Source organism: Halofilum ochraceum (genome assembly GCF_001614315.2).
GTDB lineage: Bacteria > Pseudomonadota > Gammaproteobacteria > XJ16 > Halofilaceae > Halofilum > Halofilum ochraceum.
This window is the reverse complement of sequence record NZ_LVEG02000008.1, coordinates 103,567-126,054: the sequence shown is the minus strand read 5'-3', so window position 1 is coordinate 126,054 and position 22,488 is coordinate 103,567. Positions and strand designations below refer to the sequence as shown.

Here is a 22,488-nt window from a genome sequence, read left to right as displayed (position 1 = left end):
TTTCCACGGATACGGTACAGACGAATCGACGCGCTACCCGAAACAGATGCAGGAGTGCAGCGATGTCCGCGACGGTTTCCACTCCCCTTCCCGGCCACGGTCCCCAAAGCGGACAGGACCGGGACGACCAGAGCATGGCGATCACGGATGGCAGCATCCGCAGCCGGCTCGACGATCGGGGTCTGTTATCGCTCCAGGGCGGCGACGCCGCGACATTCCTGCACGGTCAGTTGAGCACGGATGTTCTCGGGCTTACGGCCGGCGAATCGCGCCTGACGTCATACTCCGATGCGCGCGGCCGACTGCTGATGGTCGGGCGACTCTACGCGGAGCCCGACCGCTTCCTCCTGGAGATCCCCGACGACCGGATCGAAGCGGTTCGTCAGCAACTCGCCAAGTACGTGCTGCGGGCGGATGTCCGCATCGAAGATGTCTCGGATGCACTCGCACACTGCGCGGTGGCCGGTCACAGCGCGGCCATCGCTCTGGGTGCCGTGGTCGAGTCCCTGCCCACCGAACCGGGGCAGTCCGCGATCACGGATGCGGGGGCATGCATCGTGTGCCTCGCCGGTCCGCGTCCGCGCTGGCAGATCCACGGCGAACCGGAAGCGGTGAACGCCGTCTGGGATCAACTCGCCGGGCATGCGATCGAAGTGGACAGCGCCCAATGGCGATTGCTGGATATCGAGGCGGGCATCCCCAGCGTGCACGAGGCCACGGCGGGCCACTTCGTCGCCCAGATGCTCAATCTCGACCGCCTCGGCGCGGTCGACTTCCGCAAGGGGTGTTACCCCGGCCAGGAGGTGATCGCGCGCACACACTATCTCGGTCGCATCAAACGCCGCATGCAGTTGCTCCAGCTCGGCGCTGGCACGTCGCCTCCCGAACCCGGTGCGGTCGTCGAACACGATGGCAAAAAGGTGGGCGAGGTCGTCGAGGCCGCACCATTGCCGGCGGATGGCAGTCTCCTGCTGGCGGTCATCCACCGCGAGGCGGGCGAGCCGCTGACGATCGAGGGCCACACGGCTGAGCGCCGGGCGCTGCCGTACAGCGTCGAAGACGAGGCGGCGTGAATTGAAACGCGTTTACAGCGCGGAAAACGCGTTCGACGCGCAGATCATCCGTGACCACCTGGAACACCAGGGGATCACGGCGACGGTGCACGGCAACATGCTGACCGGGGCGATCGGTGAACTGCCGATGGACACCCGGCCGACGGTGTGGATCGAGGATCCGGACCTCTACGAGCGCGCCCGCGACCTGATTGCTCAATTCGAGCGGGCCCGCCCGGAGGGGGAACAGTGGATCTGCCGCCACTGCCGCGAGATCAACGAGCCGGCGTTCGAGATCTGCTGGGCCTGCGGGCGGGATCGCGAGACCTGACCAGGGGCCGCCTGCCGCCGTCACACGTAGGTCGGACTTACGCGGTCCAGTGCGCTGGAATCGGCCGAGGGTATCACCGCGCAATGCCGGCATTCCCCGGCGGCGGACGGCGGTGCACACACTGAACGCGCGGTAGCGCCGGGCAAGGCCGGCCTACGATCTGTAGCCTTGGCCCTTGGCCCTTGGCCCTTGGCCCTAGCCCCTACGCCCTTCGCCTCACCCGCATTGCTCATCGATCTGGCGGCGGCGTTCGGCCACGCGCTGCTGCCGTTCCTCCTCCGAGAGACGGCGGACATTACCCTCCTCGTCCGGGACGAGCAGGCGCCGGTTCTCGGTCAGCTTCTGCAGGGATGCGCGCAGGTCCGCACAGCGCTGCTGGCGCCGCTCACGCTCCGCCGCGTTCTCTTGTGCCTGTTGCTCGGCTTCCCGGCGTTGTTCGCGCTGGGCCTCGAGTCGCTCGCCGGTCTCCTCCATCTCCTCGCGTTCCCGCGCTATCTCTTCATCCGGCGGGGTGTCGACGCCGACGCGGTCGGCATCGCCGGACGGCGGCGGCTGCTGCGAATAATGGGTCACGCCCTCCTCGTCCACCCACTTGTAGATCTCGGCCGCCTGCAGGGGTGCGGCAAGCGCGAGCCCGAGGGCGAGCCCCCAAAGCGCGGGTGTTTTCGCAACCGTCATCCTCATCCCCACTCCCATGCCGTTTCGACGCGCGCTCCTCAGTCGTCCGCCGCGCTGTCTGGAAATCGGCCTTCAGATTATCACCGTATCGGCCCGGGCCATCATTCATTCGCCTCCATCCCGAGGAAACGCGCGACCTCCGCACGAATCGCCGGGAATGGATCCGGTTCGCTGTCGAACCACTGGACATCACGCATGCCGCGCAGCCAGGTAAGCTGGCGTTTGGCCAGCTGACGTGTCGCGATGATGCCGCGCTCACGCAACGCCCGCTCATCGAGTTCGCCGTCCAGGTACTGCCAGACCTGACGATACCCGACCGCCCGCATCGACGGCAGGTCCCGATGAAGCCCCGGGCGTTCGCGCAGCGCGGCGACCTCCGCGACCAGACCGGCGGCGAGCATGGCATCAAAGCGTTCGGCGATGCGCGCATGCAGACGCTCCCGGTCGCCTGGCGCGACGGCGAGCTGGAGGATCCGGTCCGCAAGCGCCTGGGCGCTCTGTTCCCCCTGGAAGGCGCTGATCGGGCGGCCCGTGATGCGGTGGACTTCGAGTGCGCGCTGGATCCGCTGCGGATCGTTCGGATGGATACGCTCGGCGGCATCGGGGTCCAGCGCGCGCAACTCATCATGGAGTGCTGCGAGACCCCGTTCCCCGGCCTCACGATCCAGCGCCGCACGGACCTGCGCATCGGCCGGGGGCATGGGACCGATCCCCTCGGCCAGGGCCCGGAAATAGAGCATGGTCCCGCCCACGAGCAACGGGATCCGGCCGCGCTCGCGGATCGCGGCCATGGCACCCATCGCATCCTCGCGGAAGCGGCCGGCCGAGTACGGCTCTTCGGGATCCAGAATGTCGACCAGGTGATGCGGGACGCGCGCCCGCTCATCGGGCCCGGGCTTGGCCGTGCCGATATCGAGGCCGCGGTAGACGACCGCCGAATCGACACTGATGATTTCCAGCGGGAAGGCCTCGGCGAGATGCAGGGCGACGTCGGTCTTGCCGGAGGCCGTCGGCCCCATCAGGAAGATGGCAGACGGCCGCCCGGTGGCTTCCCTGACCGTCATCGCCCGCGCAGGAAGAGCCGGTCGAGATCCTGCATGCCGAGCTGAATCCAGGTCGGGCGACCGTGGTTGCACTGATCCGCCCGCTCGGTCCGTTCCATCGCGCGCAGCAGGCCGTCCATCTCCTCCCGGGTCAGCGTGCGCCCGGCACGCACCGAGCCGTGACAGGCCATGGTCGAGAGCACGCCGTTGATCGCTTCTTGCAGCCGCTCGCTGCTGCCGAGCGTCTGCAGATCCGCGAGTACGTCGCGCACGAGGGCCTCGATGTCGCCATCCGCGAGCAGGGTCGGAACACAGCGCACGGTCAGGCGCTCCGGGCCCGCGCGGTCCACCTCGAAACCGAGCGACGCGAAGGCCTCCCCGTGCGCCTCCGCCGCATCGGCCTCGCCGCGGCTGACGGCCATGTCGTGCGGAACCAGCAGCGGCTGACTGCGGATCCGGCCGCTGGCATGGCCGCTCTTGAGCCGTTCATACGTCACACGCTCATGGGCGGCGTGCATATCGACCAGGACCAGGCCCTGTTCGTTCTCCGCGACGATATAGACATCGCGGATCTGGGCCCTGGCGAAGCCCAGCGGTGGGGGGGTCTCCGCCCGGGCTTCAGCCGCATCGACACCGGCCTCCGCCGATGGGGCGGCGACCGCCGCGTCCGCCGCCGCGCCACTGGTGGGGTGGAGTGCGGCATAGCCCGCCATCTGCTCGGAAACCGGCAACGCCATGCGGTTCTGGCGCGACGGCATGGGCCGATGATCACCTGCCTCCGATCCGGAGACCAGGCTCGCGGCCGCCTTCGGGGACGGGGCGTCCGCGCGTTCCCCGCGCGGGGTCTGAAGCGCCTCCTCGACCGTGCGGCGGAGGAATTCATGCACCAGCCGGCTCTCGCGGAACCGGACCTCCTGCTTGGCGGGATGGACATTCACGTCCACCTGGGCCGGATCGATGGCGAGGTAGAGCGCGAACGCGGGCTGGCGTCCGTGATACAGCACGTCCGCATAGGCCTGGCGCACCGCGTGGGTCACCAGGCGATCGCGGATCGCGCGACCATTGACGAAGAACTCCTGCAGATCGGCCTGGCTGCGCGAGAACGTCGGCTGCGCGATCCAGCCCGACAGCTGCAGACCGGCGCCGGCATGATCGATCCGCAGGGCGTGTTCCACGAACCCGGTGCCGAAGGCCGCGCCGATGCGCCGCTCGAGTTCGGTCGCCTCCACCGCCGCGGGCCAGTGACCGGTCGGCTTGCCGTTGTGCGTCAGGCGGAAGTCGACATCGAACCGCCCCAGCGCGAGCCGCCGCAGGGTCTTTTCGATGTGCCCGTACTCGGTACGCTCCGTGCGCAGGAAACGGCGCCGCGCGGGGACGTTGTGGAACAGGTCGCGCACCTCGACGGTGGTCCCCGTCGGGTGCGCCGCGGGTGCGGTCTGTCCGTCCTCCTCGATCGCCGTGGCGTGATCGGCATCCGCCGTGGCCGAGGTGATGCGCAGACGGGCGACCGAGGCGATGCTCGGCAGCGCCTCGCCGCGGAAGCCGAGACTGGCGACATGTTCCAGATCGTCGAGTGAGGCGATCTTGCTGGTCGCGTGGCTCGCGAGCGCCAGCGGCAGTTCGGCGGCCGGGATACCGCCGCCGTCGTCGCGCACGCGGATCAGGCGGGTGCCGCCCTGCTCCACTTCAACGGCGATGCGCCGCGCGCCGGCATCAAGCGCGTTCTCGACCAGTTCTTTGACGACGGACGCGGGCCGCTCGACGACCTCGCCGGCAGCGATCTGGTTGACCAGTGATTCGGGGAGGGCCTGAATGGGCATGGGCGCATGGTACTGCGCCGGGTGGTCTGGAGGCCATGGTATCGGACGCGGAACAGGCCAGGCCCGTAGCCGGGCCCCTGGCGGGGTCAGTGGTTCTGGGCGTAGAACCGGGTACCGCGTGGCGCGGCGGTCTCGAAGTAGGCCTTGATCCCGTCGCGCATCGCCCGCGCCAGTTTCTGCTGGTGGGCGCTGGAGCGCAGATTGCGGGCCTCTTGCGGATTCGAGATGAAGGCGGTTTCGACCAGCAGCGACGGGACATCGGGCGCCTTGAGGACCACGAAGCCGGCCTGCTGGACGGAGTGCTTGTGCAGTCGATTGACGCTGCCCAATTGATCCAGGATGTGCTCGCCGGCGGTCAGGCTGGACTCGATCGTGGCCCGCTGCGACAGATCCAGCAGCACCGATGCGACCATCTCGTCCTTGCCTTCGAGTGATACGCCGCCGAGCAGATCGGCGGAGTTCTCACGGTTCGCGATCCATTTCGCGGCCTCCGAACTGGCCCCGTTCGTCGACAGCGCATACACCGAAGACCCGCGTGCACGCGCATCCCGGAAGGCATCGGCATGCAGCGATATGAACAGATCCGCGTCCGCCTCGCGCGCCCGGCGCATACGCTCGCGCAGGGGCAGATAGACATCGCTGTTGCGCGTCATGACCGGTTTGAATCCGGGCGTCTGTTCCAGCAGGTCGTTGAGACGCCGGGCGATCTGCAGGACCACCAGTTTCTCGTTGACGCCGCCGTGACCGACTGCACCGGGGTCATGCCCACCATGACCGGGATCGATCGCGATGACGAGATCGCGCGGCTCGTCGGCCTTCGGCTGGTTGCTCTCCCCCCCGGAGCCGGCGGCCCTCGCCTTCCCGCCGACCACGTCCACGACCAGGCGGTGACCGTAATCGGCGGCGGGCGCGAGCACGAAGCTCTTCGGGCGCGCCGATTCGGTCAGGTCGAGCACGACGCGCAGATCGTCGCCGTTGCGCGTGGCGCTGCGGATACGGCGAATCAGATCGGAATCGGGAACGGCCTCGCGCAGATCCGTATCGACACTCACGTCCTCGATATCGATGACGATTCGACTGGGATTCTCGAGGGTGAATATCTGGTGCTCGACCGGACCGCCGACATCAAACACCAGCCGTGACCGATCCTTGTCCGCGGCGGTTCGCAGACCGGTGATCCGGGTCGAATCGGCACTCGCGATACCGGACAGAAGCATGCCGAACACGCCCACCAGCAACAGCGGCAGAGCCCGAAGACACGGTCCACGATCACGGGTTGTATGCGGGCGTCTGGCCATCTGCGGGTGCTTCAAGGCTTACGCGACAGACACAAGTTTGACCAAAATCGGACTGAGGTCAAGCAATTTTCGAGTCTGTGCAGTCAGATACGCGTACATTCTCAACCACCACTGAACCTACGCCGGGGTTGCCAGCGCGTCCGGGAGGCCCGTAACGCGCCGCCCCGTGCCATCGAAGGCGATCCGGATCACGTAATCCGGCGCCGGCAGCCGGTCGGCACCGCGCTCGGCCCATTCCACCAGCCAGATGGCATCCGCCGCCGCGAGATCACGAATCCCGAGGAACTCGAGTTCATCCGGATCCGCTATGCGGTAGAGGTCCAGGTGGTGGACGTCGAAGGTCTCGAACGGATAGCTCTCGACGAGCGTATAGGTCGGGCTGCGTACTGCCCCCGTGTATCCGAGTCCCTGCAGAAATGCGCGCGCGAGCGTCGTCTTGCCGGCACCGAGTGTCCCCTCCAGGAAAATCACCGCAGGCGCCGCCACCGCCCCGGCGAGCTCGTGGCCAAGCGCCGCCATGCCCGCTTCATCCGCTACGCTTCGATCCGCCATCCGCGATCCCACCGTGCGCCATGCCGCCCACGTCCCGTCAGGTGTGTCGCCATCGCCGCCACGTTCTCCGCGAGTTCGGACGGTAGCGGGGGCCCGGCGGACAGATCCCTCGTGCGCATGACAGCCGCCGCATGCAGCCACACGCCCGTGCAGGCGGCGTCATGGCCGGACAGACCCTGCGAGAGCAATCCGGCGATCAGGCCACTGAGGACATCGCCGGTCCCGCCGACGCCGAGTTCCGGACGCGCCCCGGGCAGCAGGGCCGTGCCCTGTCCAGCCGTTCCGACCAGCGTCCCGGCGCCCTTGAGCACGACCGTGCAACCGTACCGATCAAGCAGCCCTTCGAGCGCAGCAAACCGGTCCGCCTGGACCGCCCCGGTTTCCATCCCGAGCAGGCGGCCGGCCTCGCCCGGATGGGGCGTGATGATCGTCGGCGTCGGGGCCTTCCCGGGCTCCGCAGCGGCGATATTGAGGGCATCCGCATCGAGAAGCAGCCGCTCCGGGGCGGCCTGCCGGATCGCCGCCAGTGCGGCACGCCCCCAGTCACCGGCCCCCAGCCCAGGGCCTGCGACGACGACATCGGCCGCCTCGATCAGCGCCGGCAGTTCGCTGGCCGGATCCTCGACACCCCGGGCCATCAGCTCGGGCCGTGCCGCGGCGAGCGCCGGTGCATGCGCCGCGCGGGTGGCCACCGTGATCAGTCCGGCACCGGCGCGCAGGGCCGCCTCGGCGGCCAACCGGACCGCTCCGGCATAACCGCAGTCGCCACCGACCACCAGTACCCGCCCCCGGTCCCCCTTGTGCGCGGCCGGTCGGTGACGCGGCAGCATGCGCGCCACGGTGTCCCGGCCGATGACCTCGATGGCGGGATCCTCGTCGGCATAAATGGCCGCCGGCACATCCAGGTCATCGCTGAACACGGCACCGGTCCAGTCGGGGCCCGCGGCGGTGAACAGGCCGCGCTTGTGACCGATGAACGTGACGGTCGCCTGCGCGCGCACGGCGATGCCCATCACGGCGCCGGTATCGGCCTGCAGGCCACTGGGAATATCGAGCGCGAGGACCGGTACGGCGACCCCATTGATGGCCTCGATGGCCGTACCGATTGCCCCGCGTACGGGTCGATCGAGACCGGTGCCGAGCAACGCATCGACGATCACGTCGGCCTCCGCCGGATCGATCGCGTCGAGCGCGGCGGACGCGCCACCGGCGTCGACCCAGGCCCGCCACGCCTCGCCGGCCGCACCTTTGAGGCGGTCGGGATCCCCGGCCAGGGCGAGATCGACCGTGAATCCGGCCTCGCGTGCGAGCCGCGCGACCACCAGACCGTCGCCGCCGTTGTTGCCGCCACCGCAATACACCGCGATCCGGCGGGCCCGCGGCCAGCGCAGGCGCAACAGGCGGAAGGCGGCCCGGCCGGCCCGGACCATCAGGTCGTAGCCGCGGATACCGTGATCCTCGATCGCGCGCCGATCGAGTTCCCGCACCCCTTCGGCGGTATAAAGGCGATCAGACTCGATCCTCATGACGCCACCCCGCTCACCGCAGGTCGGGTACCAGGGCTTCGCTCTTCAGCGTCTGCGCGATCGTGGCGCCGACGCGGTCCGAGAAGCGCTGGAACAGATCCTTGCGCGGCGTGTAATCGACCGTACGCTCGGCGCCGACGATCTCGCGCGCCACCTGCGAGGGGCTGGCGAGATCATCCACCAGGCCGTTATCGACCGCCTCCTGGCCGGTCCAGATCAGCCCGGAAAACAGTTCATCCGGCGGATTCTCGCCGAGGCGATCTCCGCGGCCTTTCTTCACCGCCGTAATGAACTGCTCGTGGATACGATTGACGGTATTCTGGATGTGGGCGACCTGCTCCTGGTCCTGTGGCAGAAACGGGTCCATCAGGGCCTTGTTCTCACCGGCGGTAATCAGGCGGCGGTCGACCCCCACCTTGTCCATCGCCTCGACGAAACCGAAGCCGCCGAAACGCACGCCGATCGAGCCGACCAGACTGGCCCGGTTGGCGAAGATCCGGTCGGCCGCCGCGGCGATGTAGTAGCCGCCGGAAGCGGCCAGATCCGTCGTGACCGCGTACAGCGGCGTATCCGGATACTGCTCGCGCAGGCGCATCATCTCGTCGTAGATCAGACCCGCCTGGACCGGGCTGCCCCCGGGACTGTTGATGTGCACGAGCACGCCGCGCGTGCCGCTGGCCGCGAAGGCGTCGCGCAGCCCCTGGTTCACGCGCTCCGCGCTGGCATCGCTCTCCGCCGCGATCATGCCTTCAACGCGGACCACGGCGGTGTGCGTACCGGCGGACGGGGCGGCGGCCCCTGTCAGCGTCGACACATTGAGCGCGGCAAACAGCAGCGCGAACAGATACAGCAGGACCAGCAGTTTGATCAGAATGCCCCAGCGCCGCGAACGCCGCTGTTCCACCAGCCCGGCCGCTGCCAGCCGTGCCAGGGTATCGCGTTCCCAGCGTCCGTCACCGCCGCGCGGGAGGTCCTCGTCCGTTTCCGCCATGTTGCAAAGTCTCCGTTGAACGGAATTCAGGGTTCGCCCGGTCCGTGCACGCAATGCTCGAACTGGCGCAGACGTTCCGGCAGGTGTTCGATTCGTTCCAGCACGGCCAGCGGTTCCGCCTGCCAGAGGCGCTCGGCCGCGTGTACGCCCCAGGCGACGCCGAGTGCGGGCACGCCCGCGCGTGCGGCCATCTCCAGATCGAACAGGGTATCACCCACCAGGAGTGTCGCATCCGGCCCGACGCCGCACAGGGCCATGATTTCCTGCAGCATGTGGGGATCCGGTTTCGACGGGGATTCGTCGACCGTGCGGCTGGCCACGAAACGGCCACTGATGCCGGCGCGTTCGAGATCCCGCTGCAGGCCGGAGCGGCTCTTGCCGGTGGCGACCGCAAGCATCCGGCGCTCGGCTTCGAGCGTTCCCAGTACCGACTCGACACCGGGAAACAGATCCGCCGGGCGGTCGGCGACCGCACGCACGAACGCATCGCGGTACGTCGCGGCCAACCGGGCATGGCGCTCCGCGGGCTCTTCCGGGTAAAGCGCCTTGATCGCCTCCCCCATACCGAGCCCGATGATCTCCCGGATCTCGGCCCCGGAGCGTGGCGGCAACCCCGCGGCGCCGGTCGCCGCCTGGACCGACTCGACGATGCGGGCGGCGGAATCCATCAGTGTGCCGTCCCAGTCGAAGACCACCAGCTCGATCCGCTTCATATCACTGCGGTCCGCCAGCGAGCGTGCGGAACTCGTCGGGCAGCGGGCTCTCGACGGTGACCCGCCCCGCGGCCCCGGTGAAGGCCAGCCGCCAGGCGTGGAGATACAACCGCGGCGCCTTGCGCCCGAGCGCGGCGCGGGCCGCCGACGCGTCACCGTACTTCGAGTCCCCGAGCACCGGGTGGCCGAGCGTAGCGGCGTGCACGCGGATCTGGTGCGTGCGCCCGGTCTCGATCACGACCTCGGCGAGCGTCAGCCGATCCGATCCGCCGAGCCGGCGAAAGTGGCTGCGGGCGGACTTGCCGGTGGCATCCGGGCGGACCATTCGCTCCCCCGAGGAGAGCACATCGCGCCGCAGCGCGAGATCGACGGTGGTCTCGGGCCCCGCCCAGTGCCCGATCAGCAGGGCCGCATAGGTCTTCTCAAAACCACCCTCGCGCAGTTCCTGCTGCAATGCGCGCAGCGCCGGCCGGCCCCGGGCCAGGAGCAGACAACCGGAGGTGTCGCGATCGAGGCGGTGCACCAGCTCCAGCCCGCCGAGGTCCGGGCGCAGCTCGCGCATGCCATCGATCACGCCGGCGGCGAGACCGCTGCCCGCGTGCACGGCGAGCCCCGGCGGCTTGTCGATGACGAGGCAGCGCTCATCCTCGTACAGAACCGAATCGCGCAGCCGCTCGAGCGCGGCGGGCGGCAGCCGGCCATCCGGATGGCGGTCGGTACGCACGGGTGGGAGACGTACGCGGTCGCCTTCCTGCAGCCGGTACGCGGGTTTCACGCGCCCGCCGTTGACACGGACTTCGCCCTTGCGCAGCAGCCGGTACACCCGGGTCCGCGGGACGCCGCGCAGGACACGCAGCAGATAATTGTCGATCCGCTGCCCGGCGTCGTCGGCGCCCGCCTGTTCGGTCCGGGCGCCCTGCCCGGTCTCGCCGGCGCTCACGGCCGCCCGCGCGCGGATTGCGGGTGCGTGGGGTTACTGCTATATTGCGTTCGCGTTTTTTGCCCGCAATTCAAACGGATGCACATCCCCGGTTTCCTGTTGCGTACGGGTGGTCGTGGGTCGGCGCAAAGACGTGATTCACCGGCGGAGGGCGCATGGGCGCAGGTCCGACCGGAACGGGATTGTACCGACCACGCCGGGTTCGAGGAACGGCCGGCGGGTTGGATTGGCGGTTCCAGGGCGGCGGGTGCGGCGAAATCGAACCGCGCGCCGCCACCGATTTGCAGACGGCGCATCCGGCCAGTTGCCGCGACAGCGCCCGGCCGGGACGACAGGCCGTCCCCGCCACGGAACGAAAACGGGCATGCCGCCTGCGGGCGACATGCGGACAATGAATCATAACGCGCGCGCACGCCGGCGGAACTCTCCCGCGGACCATCGTCTCGCCGTGATCGAACCGATCGACGCCGAGCGCCAGCGCGACACCTCGCCGTGTCCGCGCCGGGCTGTTCCCTGCCCCGCGCCGCGTTCAACCGAACGGGTCCAACATGAAACGTATGCTGATCAACGCAACTCAGCCGGAGGAGTTGCGTGTCGCGATCGTCGACGGCCAGCGCCTCGAAAATCTGGATATCGAGCACGGCGCGCGCGAACAGAAGAAGTCCAACGTCTACAAGGGTGTCATCACCCGCATCGAACCCAGCCTCGAAGCGGCGTTTGTCGATTTCGGCGCCGATCGCCACGGTTTCCTGCCGTTCAAGGAGATCGCGCGCGAGTATCTCGCCGACGCGAAGTCCGAGGGGAAAGCGGCCGTCCGCGAAGCGCTGAAGGACGGCCAGGAGATCGTCGTACAGGTCGAGAAGGAAGAGCGCGGCAACAAGGGCGCCGCCCTGACCACGTACATCAGCCTCGCCGGACGCTATCTCGTGCTGATGCCGAACAATCCCCGCGCCGGCGGCGTCTCGCGCCGCATCGAGGGTGAGGACCGCAGCGAGGTCCGCGAGGCCATCAGCCAGCTGGAGGTGCCCGAGGGCATGGGCACCATCGTGCGCACCGCGGGCGTCGGCCGCACGGCCGAGGAGCTCCAGTGGGACCTCGATTACCAGGTGGACATCTGGAAATCGATCCGCAAGGCCGGCGACACCCGGAAAGCCCCCTTCCTGATCTACCAGGAAAGCAACGTCATCATCCGGGCGCTGCGCGACTATTTCCGCAACGACATCGGCATCATCCAGGTCGACGAGCCGCGGATTTACGAGCAGGCGCGGCAGTTCATCGAACAGACCATGCCGCACAACCTCGGCAAGCTGAAGCTGTACGAGGATAACGTCCCCCTGTTCTCCCGGTTCCAGATCGAACACCAGATCGAAACCGCCTTCGAACGGGAGGTGACCCTGCCGGCCGGCGGCGCGCTGGTGATCGATCACACCGAGGCCCTGATCTCGATCGACATCAACTCGGCACGCTCGACCAAGGGCTCCGACATCGAGGACACCGCGTTCCACACCAATCTGGAGGCGGCGGACGAGATCGCGCGCCAGCTCCGTCTGCGCGATATCGGCGGCCTGATCGTCGTCGATTTCATCGACATGATGAGCAACAAACATCAACGCGAGGTCGAAAACCGGCTGCGCGAGGCCGTGAAAATGGACCGCGCCCGCGTGCAGATCGGGCGGATTTCCCGCTTCGGCCTGCTGGAGATGTCGCGCCAGCGGCTGCAGCCGTCACTGGGTGAATCGGCGTCGAGTTCCTGCCCGCGGTGCCTGGGGCATGGCACGATCCGCAGCCTGGGTTCACTCTCGCTGACGATCCTGCGCGTGCTCGGCGAAGAGGCCATGAAGGATGGCACCGACCGCGTCGTCACGAAGGTACCGGTTCAGGTCGCCACCTACCTGCTCAACGAGAAACGCGAACAGTTGACGCAGATCGAGGAGCGAAACCGCGTCCATCTGCTGATCATTCCCGATCCGAGCCTGGAAACGCCGCATTACAACATCGAGCGTGTCCGGTCATCGGATAATGAGCACGAATCGCACAGCCGGCGGAGCTACGAACTCGCTGGCGAAGCGGCGGACGCGAACGTGCTGCCGCCGGCCGAGGAAGAACGCAAGCCCCCGGAAGAACCGGCGGTCCGGGCCGTTTCGCCAAGCGGTCCCGCACCGGCCCCTGCCGCCCGCCGCGAGGCCGCGGCGCCCGAGGCGTCCGAGGCGCAACCGGCACCGGCGCAGCAGCAGGCAGCCGCCGCGCCGCGGCGCCCCGGCCTGCTCGCGCGCCTGACGCGTGCGATTCTGCCATCGGCGGAACAGCCGGCGGCCCCCGTCGCCGATACCGCCACGCAGGAGCAGCCGAGCCAGGATTCCAAAGCGGCGGATACGTCCGGCCAGGGGGAGCAGTCACGCTCCGGAGGCAACCGCAATCAGTCGCGTTCGGGCTCCGGTAGTGGTCAGCGGCGCGGTGGCCGCAACCGCCGCGGAGGCGGAGGCGGGAACGGCGACTCGAAATCCGAGCGCCGCAGCGGTGACGCCGACCGTCGCCGGGGCACAGACAATGAGGGCCCGCGCGCTGACAGTTCAAAACAGCAGGAAGGTAGCCGTAAAGAAAACCGCAGCGGCGCCGGCGACCGCCGCCGTAAGGATGCCGGCGGCAAGACCGGCAACCAGAGCGACAAGGAGGCCACCGAAGAAAAGAAGAGTGCAGGGCCGCGCGGCGATGGTCGTCAGCGTGCAGAAGAGTCCACCGCTGTCAACGCGAGCGGAGACTCGGCAGCAGAAAAGGATACGACGGACGTAAGCAACGCATCCGGCGAGACGGGCACCGACAGCGGGCAACAGGAGGGTTCGGGCAGCGGCAAGTCGCGGTCGCGCGGCCGTTCCCGGCGTGGCGGCCGTCGCCGCCGCGGTGGGCGCCGGAACAGTGGTTCCAGCGCCGCAACCACCGAGAGCGCGACGAGTGGCGAAGACCAGTCCGGCTCCAAGCCCGCCACCAGCGACGCCGCGGAGAAGGACACGCAGACTGCGGCTGGCGACGCCGGCTCCCGGAAAGCGAACCAGGACGATGCGCCGGATGCCAGCGACGATTCCAGGGCCAAAGGGTCCCGGAACAGTGGCTCCGGAACCAGTGCATCCGGTAACGCTGCATCCGGTAAAGCCGACATCGGCAGCGACACGAAACCGACTCCGGAATCCGCACGTTCGGATACGCCGAGCGAAGCCGCCTCATCGGGCGCGAAGTCGAGCCGCGAATCCGCCGCGACAGAGCAGCCGCCCAGCGCCGACCGATCGAAACGCGGCCCCGACACGGGCCACGCCGACCGCGACACGCAGAGCACGAACCGAGGCGAAAAGGAGTCGAACGACGATCGACCGAAGCGTCCGGAACAGATGGACGCGGGGTCGGGCGTCAACGACACGCCATCGGCCGCTGCCGCGCCGGAAGCCGCCGCGGGTTCTCCGTCCACGGATACGGCCGACCCGGCAACCGGGAAACGGGAGTCGGTGAAGGAACCGGCGAAGCCCGGGGCGAGCGCGGATAGCGCGGGCGCGCAATCCGGCGCCGCGGGTCCCGCGTCCAGTGAAACGTCATCGGGAAGCGACACGTCTGCAGGCGGCAATGACAGCGCCGACGACGCGACTGTCTCTGCCCGGCAGCCGAGCCAACTCGGTACACGCGTACGCTCGCTCGCCGACCCGGCGGCTGCGGACAAGCCGGCCACCCCGGATACGCACGAGGCATCCGACAAAGAGCGATCGAACGCGGACAAAGCCGGGGAAGATCACTCGCCGGACAAACCCGTGTCCGGCACCGGAACGGACGAGAAATAGCATCTTCGGCGGCGCCCGCCCGGGCGCCGCCGGACCACCCTCCAACCCGCCTCCGCGCCGCCGCGTTCTCCCACGGCGATCATTATTCCCGCCTCGCCCGCCTCGGAACGTCTCCGGATACGCAAGCAGGAACCGCGTTCACATGCTAGAGTCGAAATACCTTTCACCGCCGACGTCATCGGCCAACTGGGCGCTCAATGAAGAAGAATGTATTCGTTATCGGACTGAATGAATTCAACCTCAACATGCTCCGCCATCTGCGCGGCGCCGACGAGATCGAATTTCACGGACTGCTCGATCCGGCACTCTTCTACGAGACCGAAGAATTCGACATCCCGTCCCTGCTGAAAGCGGCGGAAGAACAACTCAACGCATTCGACGGGTCCATCGACGGCATCGCCGGCTACATGGATTTTCCCGTTTCCACCATGCTCCCCATCATCTGCGAGCGCTTCGACACCGCGAGCGTTTCGCTGGAAGCGCTGCTGAAATGCGAGCACAAGTACTGGAGCCGTCTCTGCCAGCGTGAGGCGATTCCCGACCACATCCCCGGGTTCAAGGCGTTCGACCCGTTCGACAACGAGGCCCTCGCGCACATCGGGCTCGGTTTCCCTTTCTTCGTCAAGCCGATCAAGGGGTCGGGCTCGCGGCTCGGGTTCCGGATCGACAAGCCGGAAGATTTCGACTATGCGATCGAGCGCCTGCGGGCCGAGATCGGGACGATTTCCGAGCCATTCGATTACATCCTCGATCAGCTGCAGCTGCCTCCCGATGTCAGTGAAATCGGCGGTCATTACTGCATCGCCGAGGAAATCATCGGCGGGCGCCAGTGCACGATGGAAGGCTACGTGTACGACGGCAAGGTCACCTGCACCGGGCTCGTGGATTCCATCCGGTATCCACAGGTTCTGAGCTTTTTCCGCTACCAGTATCCGTCGCGGCTGCCCGAGCGGATCCAGGATGAGATGGCCCGTCTGACGGACCGGATCATGACCCATGTCGGCTATAACAATTCCTCGTTCAACATCGAGTATTTCTGGGACGAGCAGCTCGACAAGGTCTGGCTGCTCGAGGTGAATACCCGGATTTCGCAGTCGCACAGCGATATCTTCGAGAAGGTGGACGGGGTCAGTAACCAGCAGCTGACGATCGACCTGGCGCTGGGACGGCACCCGAACATGCCCTCGCGGGAAGGCCAGTTCCCGATCGCGAGCAAGTTCTTCCACCGGGTGTTCAGCGGCGACGCCCGCGTCAAGCGCGCGCCCACGAAGGAGGAGATCCAGGCCATCCAGAAGGACTTCCCGGGCACGTACATCCTGCCGCAGGTGGAACCCGGCGATTGGCTGTCGGACCTGCCCGAGCAGGACAGCTACAGCTATGCCCTTGCCTACATCTATATGGGGGCACAGGACGAGGAATCGCTGCTCAGCAATTATGAACGTGTGCTGGAGCGGCTGCCGTTCGAGCTGGAGAAGGTCGACGATACCTTCTCGCGGCCCGCTGAAGAGAGCCAGCCCCCCGCCTGACCCGTACCCCGTCAGGGGGTAAGGTAACCGGCCCGAGCCATCGGGCTGCCCCGCGCGCCACACAGGATGCGCGGGGCAGCCCGATGGCTCGGGCCATCATCGTAATGAGCCAAAGGCCCCGGACGGAGAGAAAACAACGAATATGAGATACGTCGAGAACCTGCCCCGCGAAGTCATCGAAGAAGAAACGTGGATGACCCTTTCCGATGGTTGCCGGATCGCGCTACGCATCTGGCGCCCGGCTGACGCCGAGGAAGACCCCGTCCCAGCCATCTTCGAGTATCTGCCCTACCGCAAACGCGAACTGACCGCCGACCGCGATGTCCCGATGCATACGTATTTCGCAGGCCACGGCTATGCCTGCGTACGGGCGGATATCCGCGGGAGCGGGGAATCGGACGGCATCCTCCCGGACGAGTACCTGCAGCAGGAACTCGATGACGGCGTGGAGATCCTGGCGTGGATCGGCCGCCAGAAATGGTGCACCGCGCGTGCCGGCATGATCGGCATCTCCTGGGGCGGCTTCAACGGCCTGCAGATCGCCGCACTGCAGCCACCCGAGCTGGGCGCGGTGATTACGCTCTGCTCCACGGACGATCGCTATGCCGACGATGTCCACCACATGGGCGGCTGCCTGCTGGGCGACAACCTGTCCTGGGCGTCCACGATGTTCGATCAGAACACCCACCCGCCGGACCCTGCGCTGGTCGGCGACCGCTGGCGGGATATGTGGATGGAGCGGCTGGAACACAGCGGTCTGTGGCTGGAGAAATGGCTCGAGCACCAGCGTCGCGACGACTACTGGAAGCACGGCTCCGTCTGCGAGGACTACTCGGCCGTCCGCTGCCCCGTCTACGCGGTGAGCGGCTGGGCGGATGGCTACTGCAACGCCGTATTCCGGCTCCTCAAGGGGCTCGAGGGACCGCGCAAGGGTCTGGTCGGGCCGTGGTCGCACAAGTATCCGCATCTGGGCGAACCGGGACCGGCGATCGGCTTCCTGCAGGAATGCATCCGCTTCTATGATTACTGGCTGAAAGATATCGACACGGGGATCATGGACGAACCCATGCTCCGCGTGTGGATGCAGGACAGCGTCCCCCCGAGCGCCCGCTACACGACGCGCCCGGGGCGCTGGATCAGCGAGGATATCTGGCCGTCACCCGAGATCGAACCACGCGCGTACCGCATGAGTTACGGACTCGGGCTCCACCCGGACGGCGAGCAGCCCGACGACGAGCGTCGACTCGGGATCCAATCTCCCCTGTTCGTCGGCCTCTACGCCGGCAAGTGGTGTTCCTACAACGCGCCCCCGGATCTGCCGCACGACCAGCGCGACGAAGACGGCGGTGCGCTCGTATTCGAGACGGAACGGCTGGAAGAGGCCGTCGAGATTTGTGGTGAGCCCACCTTGACGCTCGATGTGGAGTCCGACCGGCCCGTGGCGATGGTGGCCGCGCGGCTGATCGATGTCGCGCCGGATGACGCGGCCACCCGCATCTCCTATGGCGTGCTGAACCTCACCCATCGCGACAGCGACGAATTCCCCGAACCGCTGGAGCCTGGCAAGCGCTACCGCGTGACGGTCAAGCTCAAACACATTGCCCAGCGGTTCCCGGTTGGCCATTCGATCCGGCTGTCGATCTCGACCGTGTACTGGCCTCTCGCGTGGCCGTCGCCGAAACCCGTCAAGCTCACCATCAGCCCGCGCGACAGCGAACTGGTACTGCCGATCCGCGAGCCGCGACCGGAAGAAGAGGCCGCCCTGCGGCCCTTCGATGAACCGGAATCGGCGCCTCCGGCGAATATCACGCTGGTTCAGCCGACCCAGGAGGAATGGACCGTGATCCGCGATCTCGCCCACGATCGCACGACACTCCAGGTCGTCAACGACTCCGGTACGCGGCGGTTCGAGGATATCGATCTCGACGTGAGCGGCAAGGTCACCGAGCGCTATACACACTCATACGCCAATCACGACTCCCTGCGGGGCTGGTGCGAATGGGTGCGCGGATTCCGGCGTGGCGACTGGGAAGTGACCACGATCACCCGAACCCTGCTTACCGCCGACGCGAATAATTTCCGGATCCGGGCAACACTCGATGCCTACGAGGGCGATACGCGCGTGTTTGCCGAGACCTGGGACCGCAAGATCCCCCGCGATCTGGTCTGATCGCGGGCATTAAAAAACCCCGGCAGGCGGAGCCTGCCGGGGTTTTCGACCATCCGGCGCCGATGGCGCCGGTCGGTCACCGACGATCAGCGTGCCGTGCCGAACTCCTGGGCCAGGCACTGCAGAACGTCCTGCCCACTGTCGCCGGTCATTTCGACGAACTTGTCGCGGACCTTCATGCTGGCTTCGCGGAAGGGCTGGCGCTCCTCCTCGCTCAGCTGGATCATCTCCATGTCGGGCTTCGCCTTCTTGATCGCCTCGAGGCGCTCCTCGTTGTACTGCGCCTGGGTTTCGAAGATGTAGTCCGCCATGCTGTCCACGACCTCGTCCAGCATCTGTTTGCGGTCGTCCGACAGACCCGCGTACCAGTCGCGGTTGCCCACCACCGTGGTAGTGAACTGCTGCTGGCCGGCCCAGACCATGTAGTCGGTGACCTCGTAGAACTTCATCTCTTCGATGGCGAAGATCGGGTTCACCTGGGCATCGATCTGGCCGAGCTGCAGGCCGCCGTAGACCTCACCATAGGGCATCGGCGTCGGATCCGCGCCGAATGCCTCATAGGCCGCCACGAGCAGCGGCGAGGTCATGGTGCGCATCTTCACACCGTTCAGGTCGCTCGGGCTGCGCACGGGCTTCTGGGTGGTCCAGACCATGTCGCCCTCGGGATACATGGTCAACAGTTCCAGCCCCTTGCTGTGGAACTCGTCCTCCAGCTTGCCGTAGATGCACTGGCTGTCCGTAAGCACATCCTTGTTGACCTGGTTGTCCTGGGACAGCAGGTAAGGGATGTTGAACACGTTCATTTCCTCGATGAGCGACCCGAGATGCCCGGGTGACGCATTGGCGAGCTTGAGCACGCCCTGGCCAGTCATCTCGGCGATATCCTGCGAGGTACCCAGGGTGCCGTACGGATAGATCTGGACCGTTACCTCACCATTGGACCGCTCTTCGATCCGCTTCTTGAACTCCTCCGCATAGGCGTCCTGGACGCTGCCGTCGACTTCCTCGAGCGCGAACTTCCAGGTTTCGGCCTGCGCCCCCTGGGCAAAAAACGCGGCCGCGAGCAGCGTGACTGTCGCTGCAACGGGCTTTCGACTGTTTCTCGTCTGCATCATCATTCTCCATCGTCCTGGCAATCAGCCGGGGAATGCGCCGCACCGCGGTACGGACGGCGATGTCATACATCATACCATTCGTACCACGTGCGGCCCTGGCTCCATCGGGAACCCGTATTCGACTCTAGCCCTTTTGCCTTCAACTGCAAACCTTAACGACGACCATTGGGGGCCACACCGAAATTCCTGCGAGCTGAACCAACCTTTGCAAAAAAATCGTCCACAACCAGGCCAGGGATAAAAATAATTCCCCATGGCGATCGCCCGGCCTGGCCATGCGTTGACGGTGGATGGCCATTGGCCTATAACCAACAACCATACGTCCGCCCTCCCCGGCGGCGCCGGAGTGGTCGATGCCGCTTCCGGGCGTGCCGTTTTTCGGATCGCGGAGCCGTTGGTGTTACAGTCAGTGCGTACGGCCCACTACGGGGCCGGTGCGTTCCGGGGGCACGATAACAATGACCAATCCCGAGGACTCCGGTACCGGCAAAGGCCCTCTCAACAAGGTTGGTCACGCGATCGGCGTGTCCATCTGGGGCCTTGACCGCGCCATCGCCAATTTCGAACGGATCGTTCTCTCCTACGGCGTACTGATCATGGCCATCAATTCGATGGCAAACGTCATCGGACGCTTCGGATTCGGCCGCAGCATCTACTTCAGCAACGAACTCAATGCCTTCCTGATGGTGTTGATTACCTTCATGGGCCTCGGCTACGCGGCGCGGCGGGGCCGCCATATCCGCATGTCCGCGATCTACGACCAATTGCCGGATATCGGTCGCAAGGTTCTCATGATCGTGATCTCTCTGCTGACCGCGATCATCATGTTCGTGCTCGCTTACTACGCTGTCAGCTATGTCCACCGCCTGTGGGAGCTCGAGAAGGTCACCCCGTCGCTGCGATTCCCGCAGTGGATCATGTACCTCTGGGTCCCGCTTGGATTCGTGATCGCCGGGATCCAGTATCTGCTCACGGCGTATCAGAATTTACGGTCCTCCGAGGTGTACATCTCATACGAGTTCATCGACAGCTATGGAGAGAGCGATGAAACCCAGGTCTGACATGATCCCGGAGACCGCTACGATTACTCCTATGGAACGGCACAAGGGAGCCCGGCGATGAGTATCGGCGCCGCAATGCTCACGCTGATGATCGTGCTCCTGCTGCTCGGGTTCCCGATGATGATCCCGCTGCTGGGCGCCACCATGCTCGGCTTTTTCGTGTACTTCGCGGGCATGCAGCCGAACATCATGATCCAGCAGATGATCGGCGGCGTAACGCCAGCGGCACTGGTTGCCGTGCCGATGTTCATCTTCGCCGCGGACATCGTGACCAAGGGATACTCGGCCGATCGGCTCATCGACATGGTCATGCGCTTCGTCGGGCATGTCCGCGGCGGCCTCGCGATCACCACTGCCGTGACCTGCACCCTTTTCGGCGCGGTGTCGGGCTCGACCCAGGCCACCGTGGTCGCGATCGGCGGGCCCCTGCGGCCGAAAATGCTGAAAGCGGGTTATGGCGATTCGTTCACGATGGCGCTGGCGATCAACGCCAGCGACATCGCGTTCCTGATCCCGCCCAGCATCGGCATGATCATTTACGGCGTCATCTCGGGCACCTCGATTGCCGAGCTGTTCATCGCCGGCCTTGGCCCCGGCATCCTGATCCTCATCCTGTTCTCGGCGTACTGCTATATCTACGCGCGACGCGCCGGCATCGAGGTGCTCGAGAAATCGAGCTGGATGGATCGCCTGCGCGGCGTGCGCGGCGCACTCTGGCCGCTCGGTTTCCCCGTGATCATCATCGGCGGCATCTACGGCGGCATTTTCAGCCCGACCGAGGCGGCCTCCGTGTCGGTGATGTACGCCCTGATCCTCGAGCTCCTCATTTTCCGCTCCGTTCGCATCAGCGAGGTCCCGGCCATCGCCCTCTCGACCGGGCTGATCACGGCCGTCGTGTTCATCCTCGTGGGCGCGGGCAACGCGTTTTCGTGGGTCCTGTCGTTCGCCCAGGTGCCGCAGGAGATCCTGGGCGGTCTCGGACTCGCCGGCGCCGAGCCGGTCTGGATCCTGATCGCGATCTCGGTCGCCTTCTTCATCGGCTGCATGTTTGTCGACCCGATCGTCGTGATCCTCGTACTGACGCCGATCTTCGCCCCGATCGTCGCGGACGCCGGTATCGACCCGGTCCTCGTCGGCACGCTGATCACGCTGCAGGTCGCGATCGGCTCGGCCACGCCGCCTTTCGGTTGCGACATCTTTACCGCGATCGCCATCTTTCGGCGACCGTATTTCGACGTCATCCGCGGCACGCCACCGTTTTTCCTTCTCCTGCTGCTGACAACGGTTCTGCTGATCGCATTCCCGCAGATCGCCCTCTTCCTGCGGGACATGGCGTTCCGATAGAACCAAGCGAGGGATACAAGCGTGAATGAATCCAATTCCACGGCGCTGCACCGCATCCTGGTGGCCGTCGACGGTTCCGAGAACGCCGGCCGGGCCGTCCAGTTCGCGATTGAACTGGCCCGTCATTTCGGCTCCGAGGTGACGGTACTCAGTGTCTACAAGCACACGAGCCACATGGAGAGTTCCCTGTCTCTCGTGCGCACACGGCAGGTGCCGGCCCCACCGGACGAGGTCATGCACGATCTCGCGCAGGAGGCGGTCGAATGGGCCGCGGAGCGCTTCACGGAGGCCGGCATCGAGGGGGTCGAGACCATGATCCGGCGCGGCCCCCCCGCACGCACGATCGTGCAGACGGCCAAGAAAAACGACGCCGACGCCATCGTCCTCGGGACGCGGGGGCTTGGCGATGTCGAGGGCTTCTTCCTTGGCAGCGTATCGCACAAGGTCAACGCGCTGGCGGACTGCACCTGCATTACGGTGCGTTGACGGAGACCCGCTGTCTCCCTT

18 protein-coding genes are annotated in these 22,488 nt (G+C 66.5%); 8 read left to right on the top strand and 10 right to left on the bottom strand.

The genetic code is table 11. The features are described 5' to 3' along the window. Positions 1-134 precede the first annotated feature (134 nt). Both ygfZ and A0W70_RS10065 read left to right on the top strand, forming a co-directional pair. Entirely contained in the window at positions 135-1,073 is a 939-nt protein-coding gene (gene ygfZ, locus A0W70_RS10070; RefSeq protein WP_067562184.1) for a CAF17-like 4Fe-4S cluster assembly/insertion protein YgfZ, read from the top strand. A gap of 1 nt (position 1,074) precedes the next feature. Then, positions 1,075-1,383 (top strand): putative signal transducing protein, encoded by a 309-nt coding sequence (locus tag A0W70_RS10065; RefSeq protein ID WP_067562180.1) that lies wholly within the window; start codon positions 1,075-1,077, stop codon positions 1,381-1,383. A gap of 216 nt (positions 1,384-1,599) precedes the next feature. On the opposite strand, the gene A0W70_RS10060 is transcribed toward A0W70_RS10065, so the two are convergent. The 9 genes from A0W70_RS10060 to A0W70_RS10020 form a co-directional block, all read right to left on the bottom strand. Further along, the gene (locus tag A0W70_RS10060; RefSeq protein WP_067562177.1) at positions 1,600-2,061 is read right to left on the bottom strand and encodes a DUF4124 domain-containing protein; all 462 of its coding nucleotides are present in this window, start codon (positions 2,059-2,061) and stop codon (positions 1,600-1,602) included. Positions 2,062-2,162: 101 nt separating this feature from the next. Continuing rightward, positions 2,163-3,125 carry a tRNA (adenosine(37)-N6)-dimethylallyltransferase MiaA gene (gene miaA / locus A0W70_RS10055; RefSeq protein ID WP_067562174.1) on the bottom strand — a complete coding sequence of 321 codons (963 nt, stop codon included), beginning with the start codon at positions 3,123-3,125 and terminating at the stop codon, positions 2,163-2,165. Further along, positions 3,122-4,924, bottom strand: a complete 1,803-nt coding sequence (gene mutL, locus A0W70_RS10050; protein WP_067562169.1) for a DNA mismatch repair endonuclease MutL — start codon at positions 4,922-4,924, stop codon at positions 3,122-3,124. Before mutL ends, miaA begins: the two co-directional genes overlap by 4 nt. 86 nt (positions 4,925-5,010) lie before the next feature. After that, a complete protein-coding gene (locus A0W70_RS10045; protein WP_175443101.1) occupies positions 5,011-6,141 on the bottom strand; it encodes an N-acetylmuramoyl-L-alanine amidase in 1,131 nt (376 codons plus the stop codon). A gap of 198 nt (positions 6,142-6,339) precedes the next feature. Then, the gene (gene tsaE, locus A0W70_RS10040) at positions 6,340-6,774 is read right to left on the bottom strand and encodes a tRNA (adenosine(37)-N6)-threonylcarbamoyltransferase complex ATPase subunit type 1 TsaE (RefSeq protein WP_067562162.1); all 435 of its coding nucleotides are present in this window, start codon (positions 6,772-6,774) and stop codon (positions 6,340-6,342) included. Further along, on the bottom strand, positions 6,756-8,300 hold the full coding sequence (locus tag A0W70_RS10035; protein WP_070989122.1) for a bifunctional ADP-dependent NAD(P)H-hydrate dehydratase/NAD(P)H-hydrate epimerase: 1,545 nt from the start codon (positions 8,298-8,300) through the stop codon (positions 6,756-6,758). Before A0W70_RS10035 ends, tsaE begins: the two co-directional genes overlap by 19 nt. A gap of 13 nt (positions 8,301-8,313) precedes the next feature. Continuing rightward, positions 8,314-9,291, bottom strand: a complete 978-nt coding sequence (locus A0W70_RS10030) for a S49 family peptidase (RefSeq protein ID WP_067562159.1) — start codon at positions 9,289-9,291, stop codon at positions 8,314-8,316. A gap of 26 nt (positions 9,292-9,317) precedes the next feature. Then, positions 9,318-10,004, bottom strand: a complete 687-nt coding sequence (locus A0W70_RS10025; protein WP_067562156.1) for an HAD-IA family hydrolase — start codon at positions 10,002-10,004, stop codon at positions 9,318-9,320. Position 10,005: 1 nt separating this feature from the next. Continuing rightward, on the bottom strand, positions 10,006-10,944 hold the full coding sequence (locus A0W70_RS10020; RefSeq protein WP_067562153.1) for an RluA family pseudouridine synthase: 939 nt from the start codon (positions 10,942-10,944) through the stop codon (positions 10,006-10,008). A 548-nt stretch (positions 10,945-11,492) separates the two neighbouring features. Here A0W70_RS10020 and rne point away from each other — a divergent pair. From rne to A0W70_RS10005, 3 genes are all read left to right on the top strand, one after another. Beyond that, complete coding sequence (gene rne / locus A0W70_RS10015; RefSeq protein ID WP_067562152.1) at positions 11,493-14,765, top strand: ribonuclease E; 3,273 nt, start codon at positions 11,493-11,495, stop codon at positions 14,763-14,765. A gap of 197 nt (positions 14,766-14,962) precedes the next feature. Continuing rightward, positions 14,963-16,291 (top strand): ATP-grasp domain-containing protein, encoded by a 1,329-nt coding sequence (locus A0W70_RS10010; RefSeq protein WP_067562149.1) that lies wholly within the window; start codon positions 14,963-14,965, stop codon positions 16,289-16,291. A gap of 142 nt (positions 16,292-16,433) precedes the next feature. Then, entirely contained in the window at positions 16,434-18,461 is a 2,028-nt protein-coding gene (locus A0W70_RS10005) for a CocE/NonD family hydrolase (RefSeq protein WP_067562145.1), read from the top strand. Between the two features lie 86 nt (positions 18,462-18,547). Here A0W70_RS10005 and A0W70_RS10000 read toward each other — a convergent pair whose 3' ends face one another. Beyond that, on the bottom strand, positions 18,548-19,573 hold the full coding sequence (locus A0W70_RS10000) for a TRAP transporter substrate-binding protein (protein ID WP_067562586.1): 1,026 nt from the start codon (positions 19,571-19,573) through the stop codon (positions 18,548-18,550). 461 nt (positions 19,574-20,034) lie between these two features. Here A0W70_RS10000 and A0W70_RS09995 point away from each other — a divergent pair, with 461 nt between their 5' ends. From A0W70_RS09995 to A0W70_RS09985, 3 genes are read left to right on the top strand one after another with little or no spacing between them, the layout of a single operon-like run. Beyond that, positions 20,035-20,637, top strand: a complete 603-nt coding sequence (locus tag A0W70_RS09995) for a TRAP transporter small permease (RefSeq protein ID WP_067562141.1) — start codon at positions 20,035-20,037, stop codon at positions 20,635-20,637. Between the two features lie 57 nt (positions 20,638-20,694). Further along, positions 20,695-21,981: a TRAP transporter large permease gene (locus A0W70_RS09990; RefSeq protein ID WP_067562137.1), complete on the top strand. Its 1,287-nt coding sequence runs from the start codon at positions 20,695-20,697 to the stop codon at positions 21,979-21,981. 21 nt (positions 21,982-22,002) lie between these two features. Further along, a complete protein-coding gene (locus A0W70_RS09985; RefSeq protein ID WP_067562133.1) occupies positions 22,003-22,467 on the top strand; it encodes a universal stress protein in 465 nt (154 codons plus the stop codon). Positions 22,468-22,488 lie beyond the last annotated feature (21 nt).

Coding starts and splice junctions, on each gene's coding strand:
- ygfZ (WP_067562184.1), top strand. CDS start 135: ATGGCGATCACGGATGGCAGCATCCGCAGCCGGCTCGACGATCGGGGT.
- A0W70_RS10060 (WP_067562177.1), bottom strand. CDS start 2,061: ATGACGGTTGCGAAAACACCCGCGCTTTGGGGGCTCGCCCTCGGGCTC.
- miaA (WP_067562174.1), bottom strand. CDS start 3,125: ATGACGGTCAGGGAAGCCACCGGGCGGCCGTCTGCCATCTTCCTGATG.
- mutL (WP_067562169.1), bottom strand. CDS start 4,924: ATGCCCATTCAGGCCCTCCCCGAATCACTGGTCAACCAGATCGCTGCC.
- A0W70_RS10045 (WP_175443101.1), bottom strand. CDS start 6,141: ATGCTTCTGTCCGGTATCGCGAGTGCCGATTCGACCCGGATCACCGGT.
- tsaE (WP_067562162.1), bottom strand. CDS start 6,774: ATGGCGGATCGAAGCGTAGCGGATGAAGCGGGCATGGCGGCGCTTGGC.
- A0W70_RS10035 (WP_070989122.1), bottom strand. CDS start 8,300: ATGAGGATCGAGTCTGATCGCCTTTATACCGCCGAAGGGGTGCGGGAA.
- A0W70_RS10030 (WP_067562159.1), bottom strand. CDS start 9,291: ATGGCGGAAACGGACGAGGACCTCCCGCGCGGCGGTGACGGACGCTGG.
- A0W70_RS10025 (WP_067562156.1), bottom strand. CDS start 10,004: ATGAAGCGGATCGAGCTGGTGGTCTTCGACTGGGACGGCACACTGATG.
- rne (WP_067562152.1), top strand. CDS start 11,493: ATGAAACGTATGCTGATCAACGCAACTCAGCCGGAGGAGTTGCGTGTC.
- A0W70_RS10010 (WP_067562149.1), top strand. CDS start 14,963: ATGAAGAAGAATGTATTCGTTATCGGACTGAATGAATTCAACCTCAAC.
- A0W70_RS10005 (WP_067562145.1), top strand. CDS start 16,434: ATGAGATACGTCGAGAACCTGCCCCGCGAAGTCATCGAAGAAGAAACG.
- A0W70_RS10000 (WP_067562586.1), bottom strand. CDS start 19,573: ATGCAGACGAGAAACAGTCGAAAGCCCGTTGCAGCGACAGTCACGCTG.
- A0W70_RS09995 (WP_067562141.1), top strand. CDS start 20,035: ATGACCAATCCCGAGGACTCCGGTACCGGCAAAGGCCCTCTCAACAAG.
- A0W70_RS09990 (WP_067562137.1), top strand. CDS start 20,695: ATGAGTATCGGCGCCGCAATGCTCACGCTGATGATCGTGCTCCTGCTG.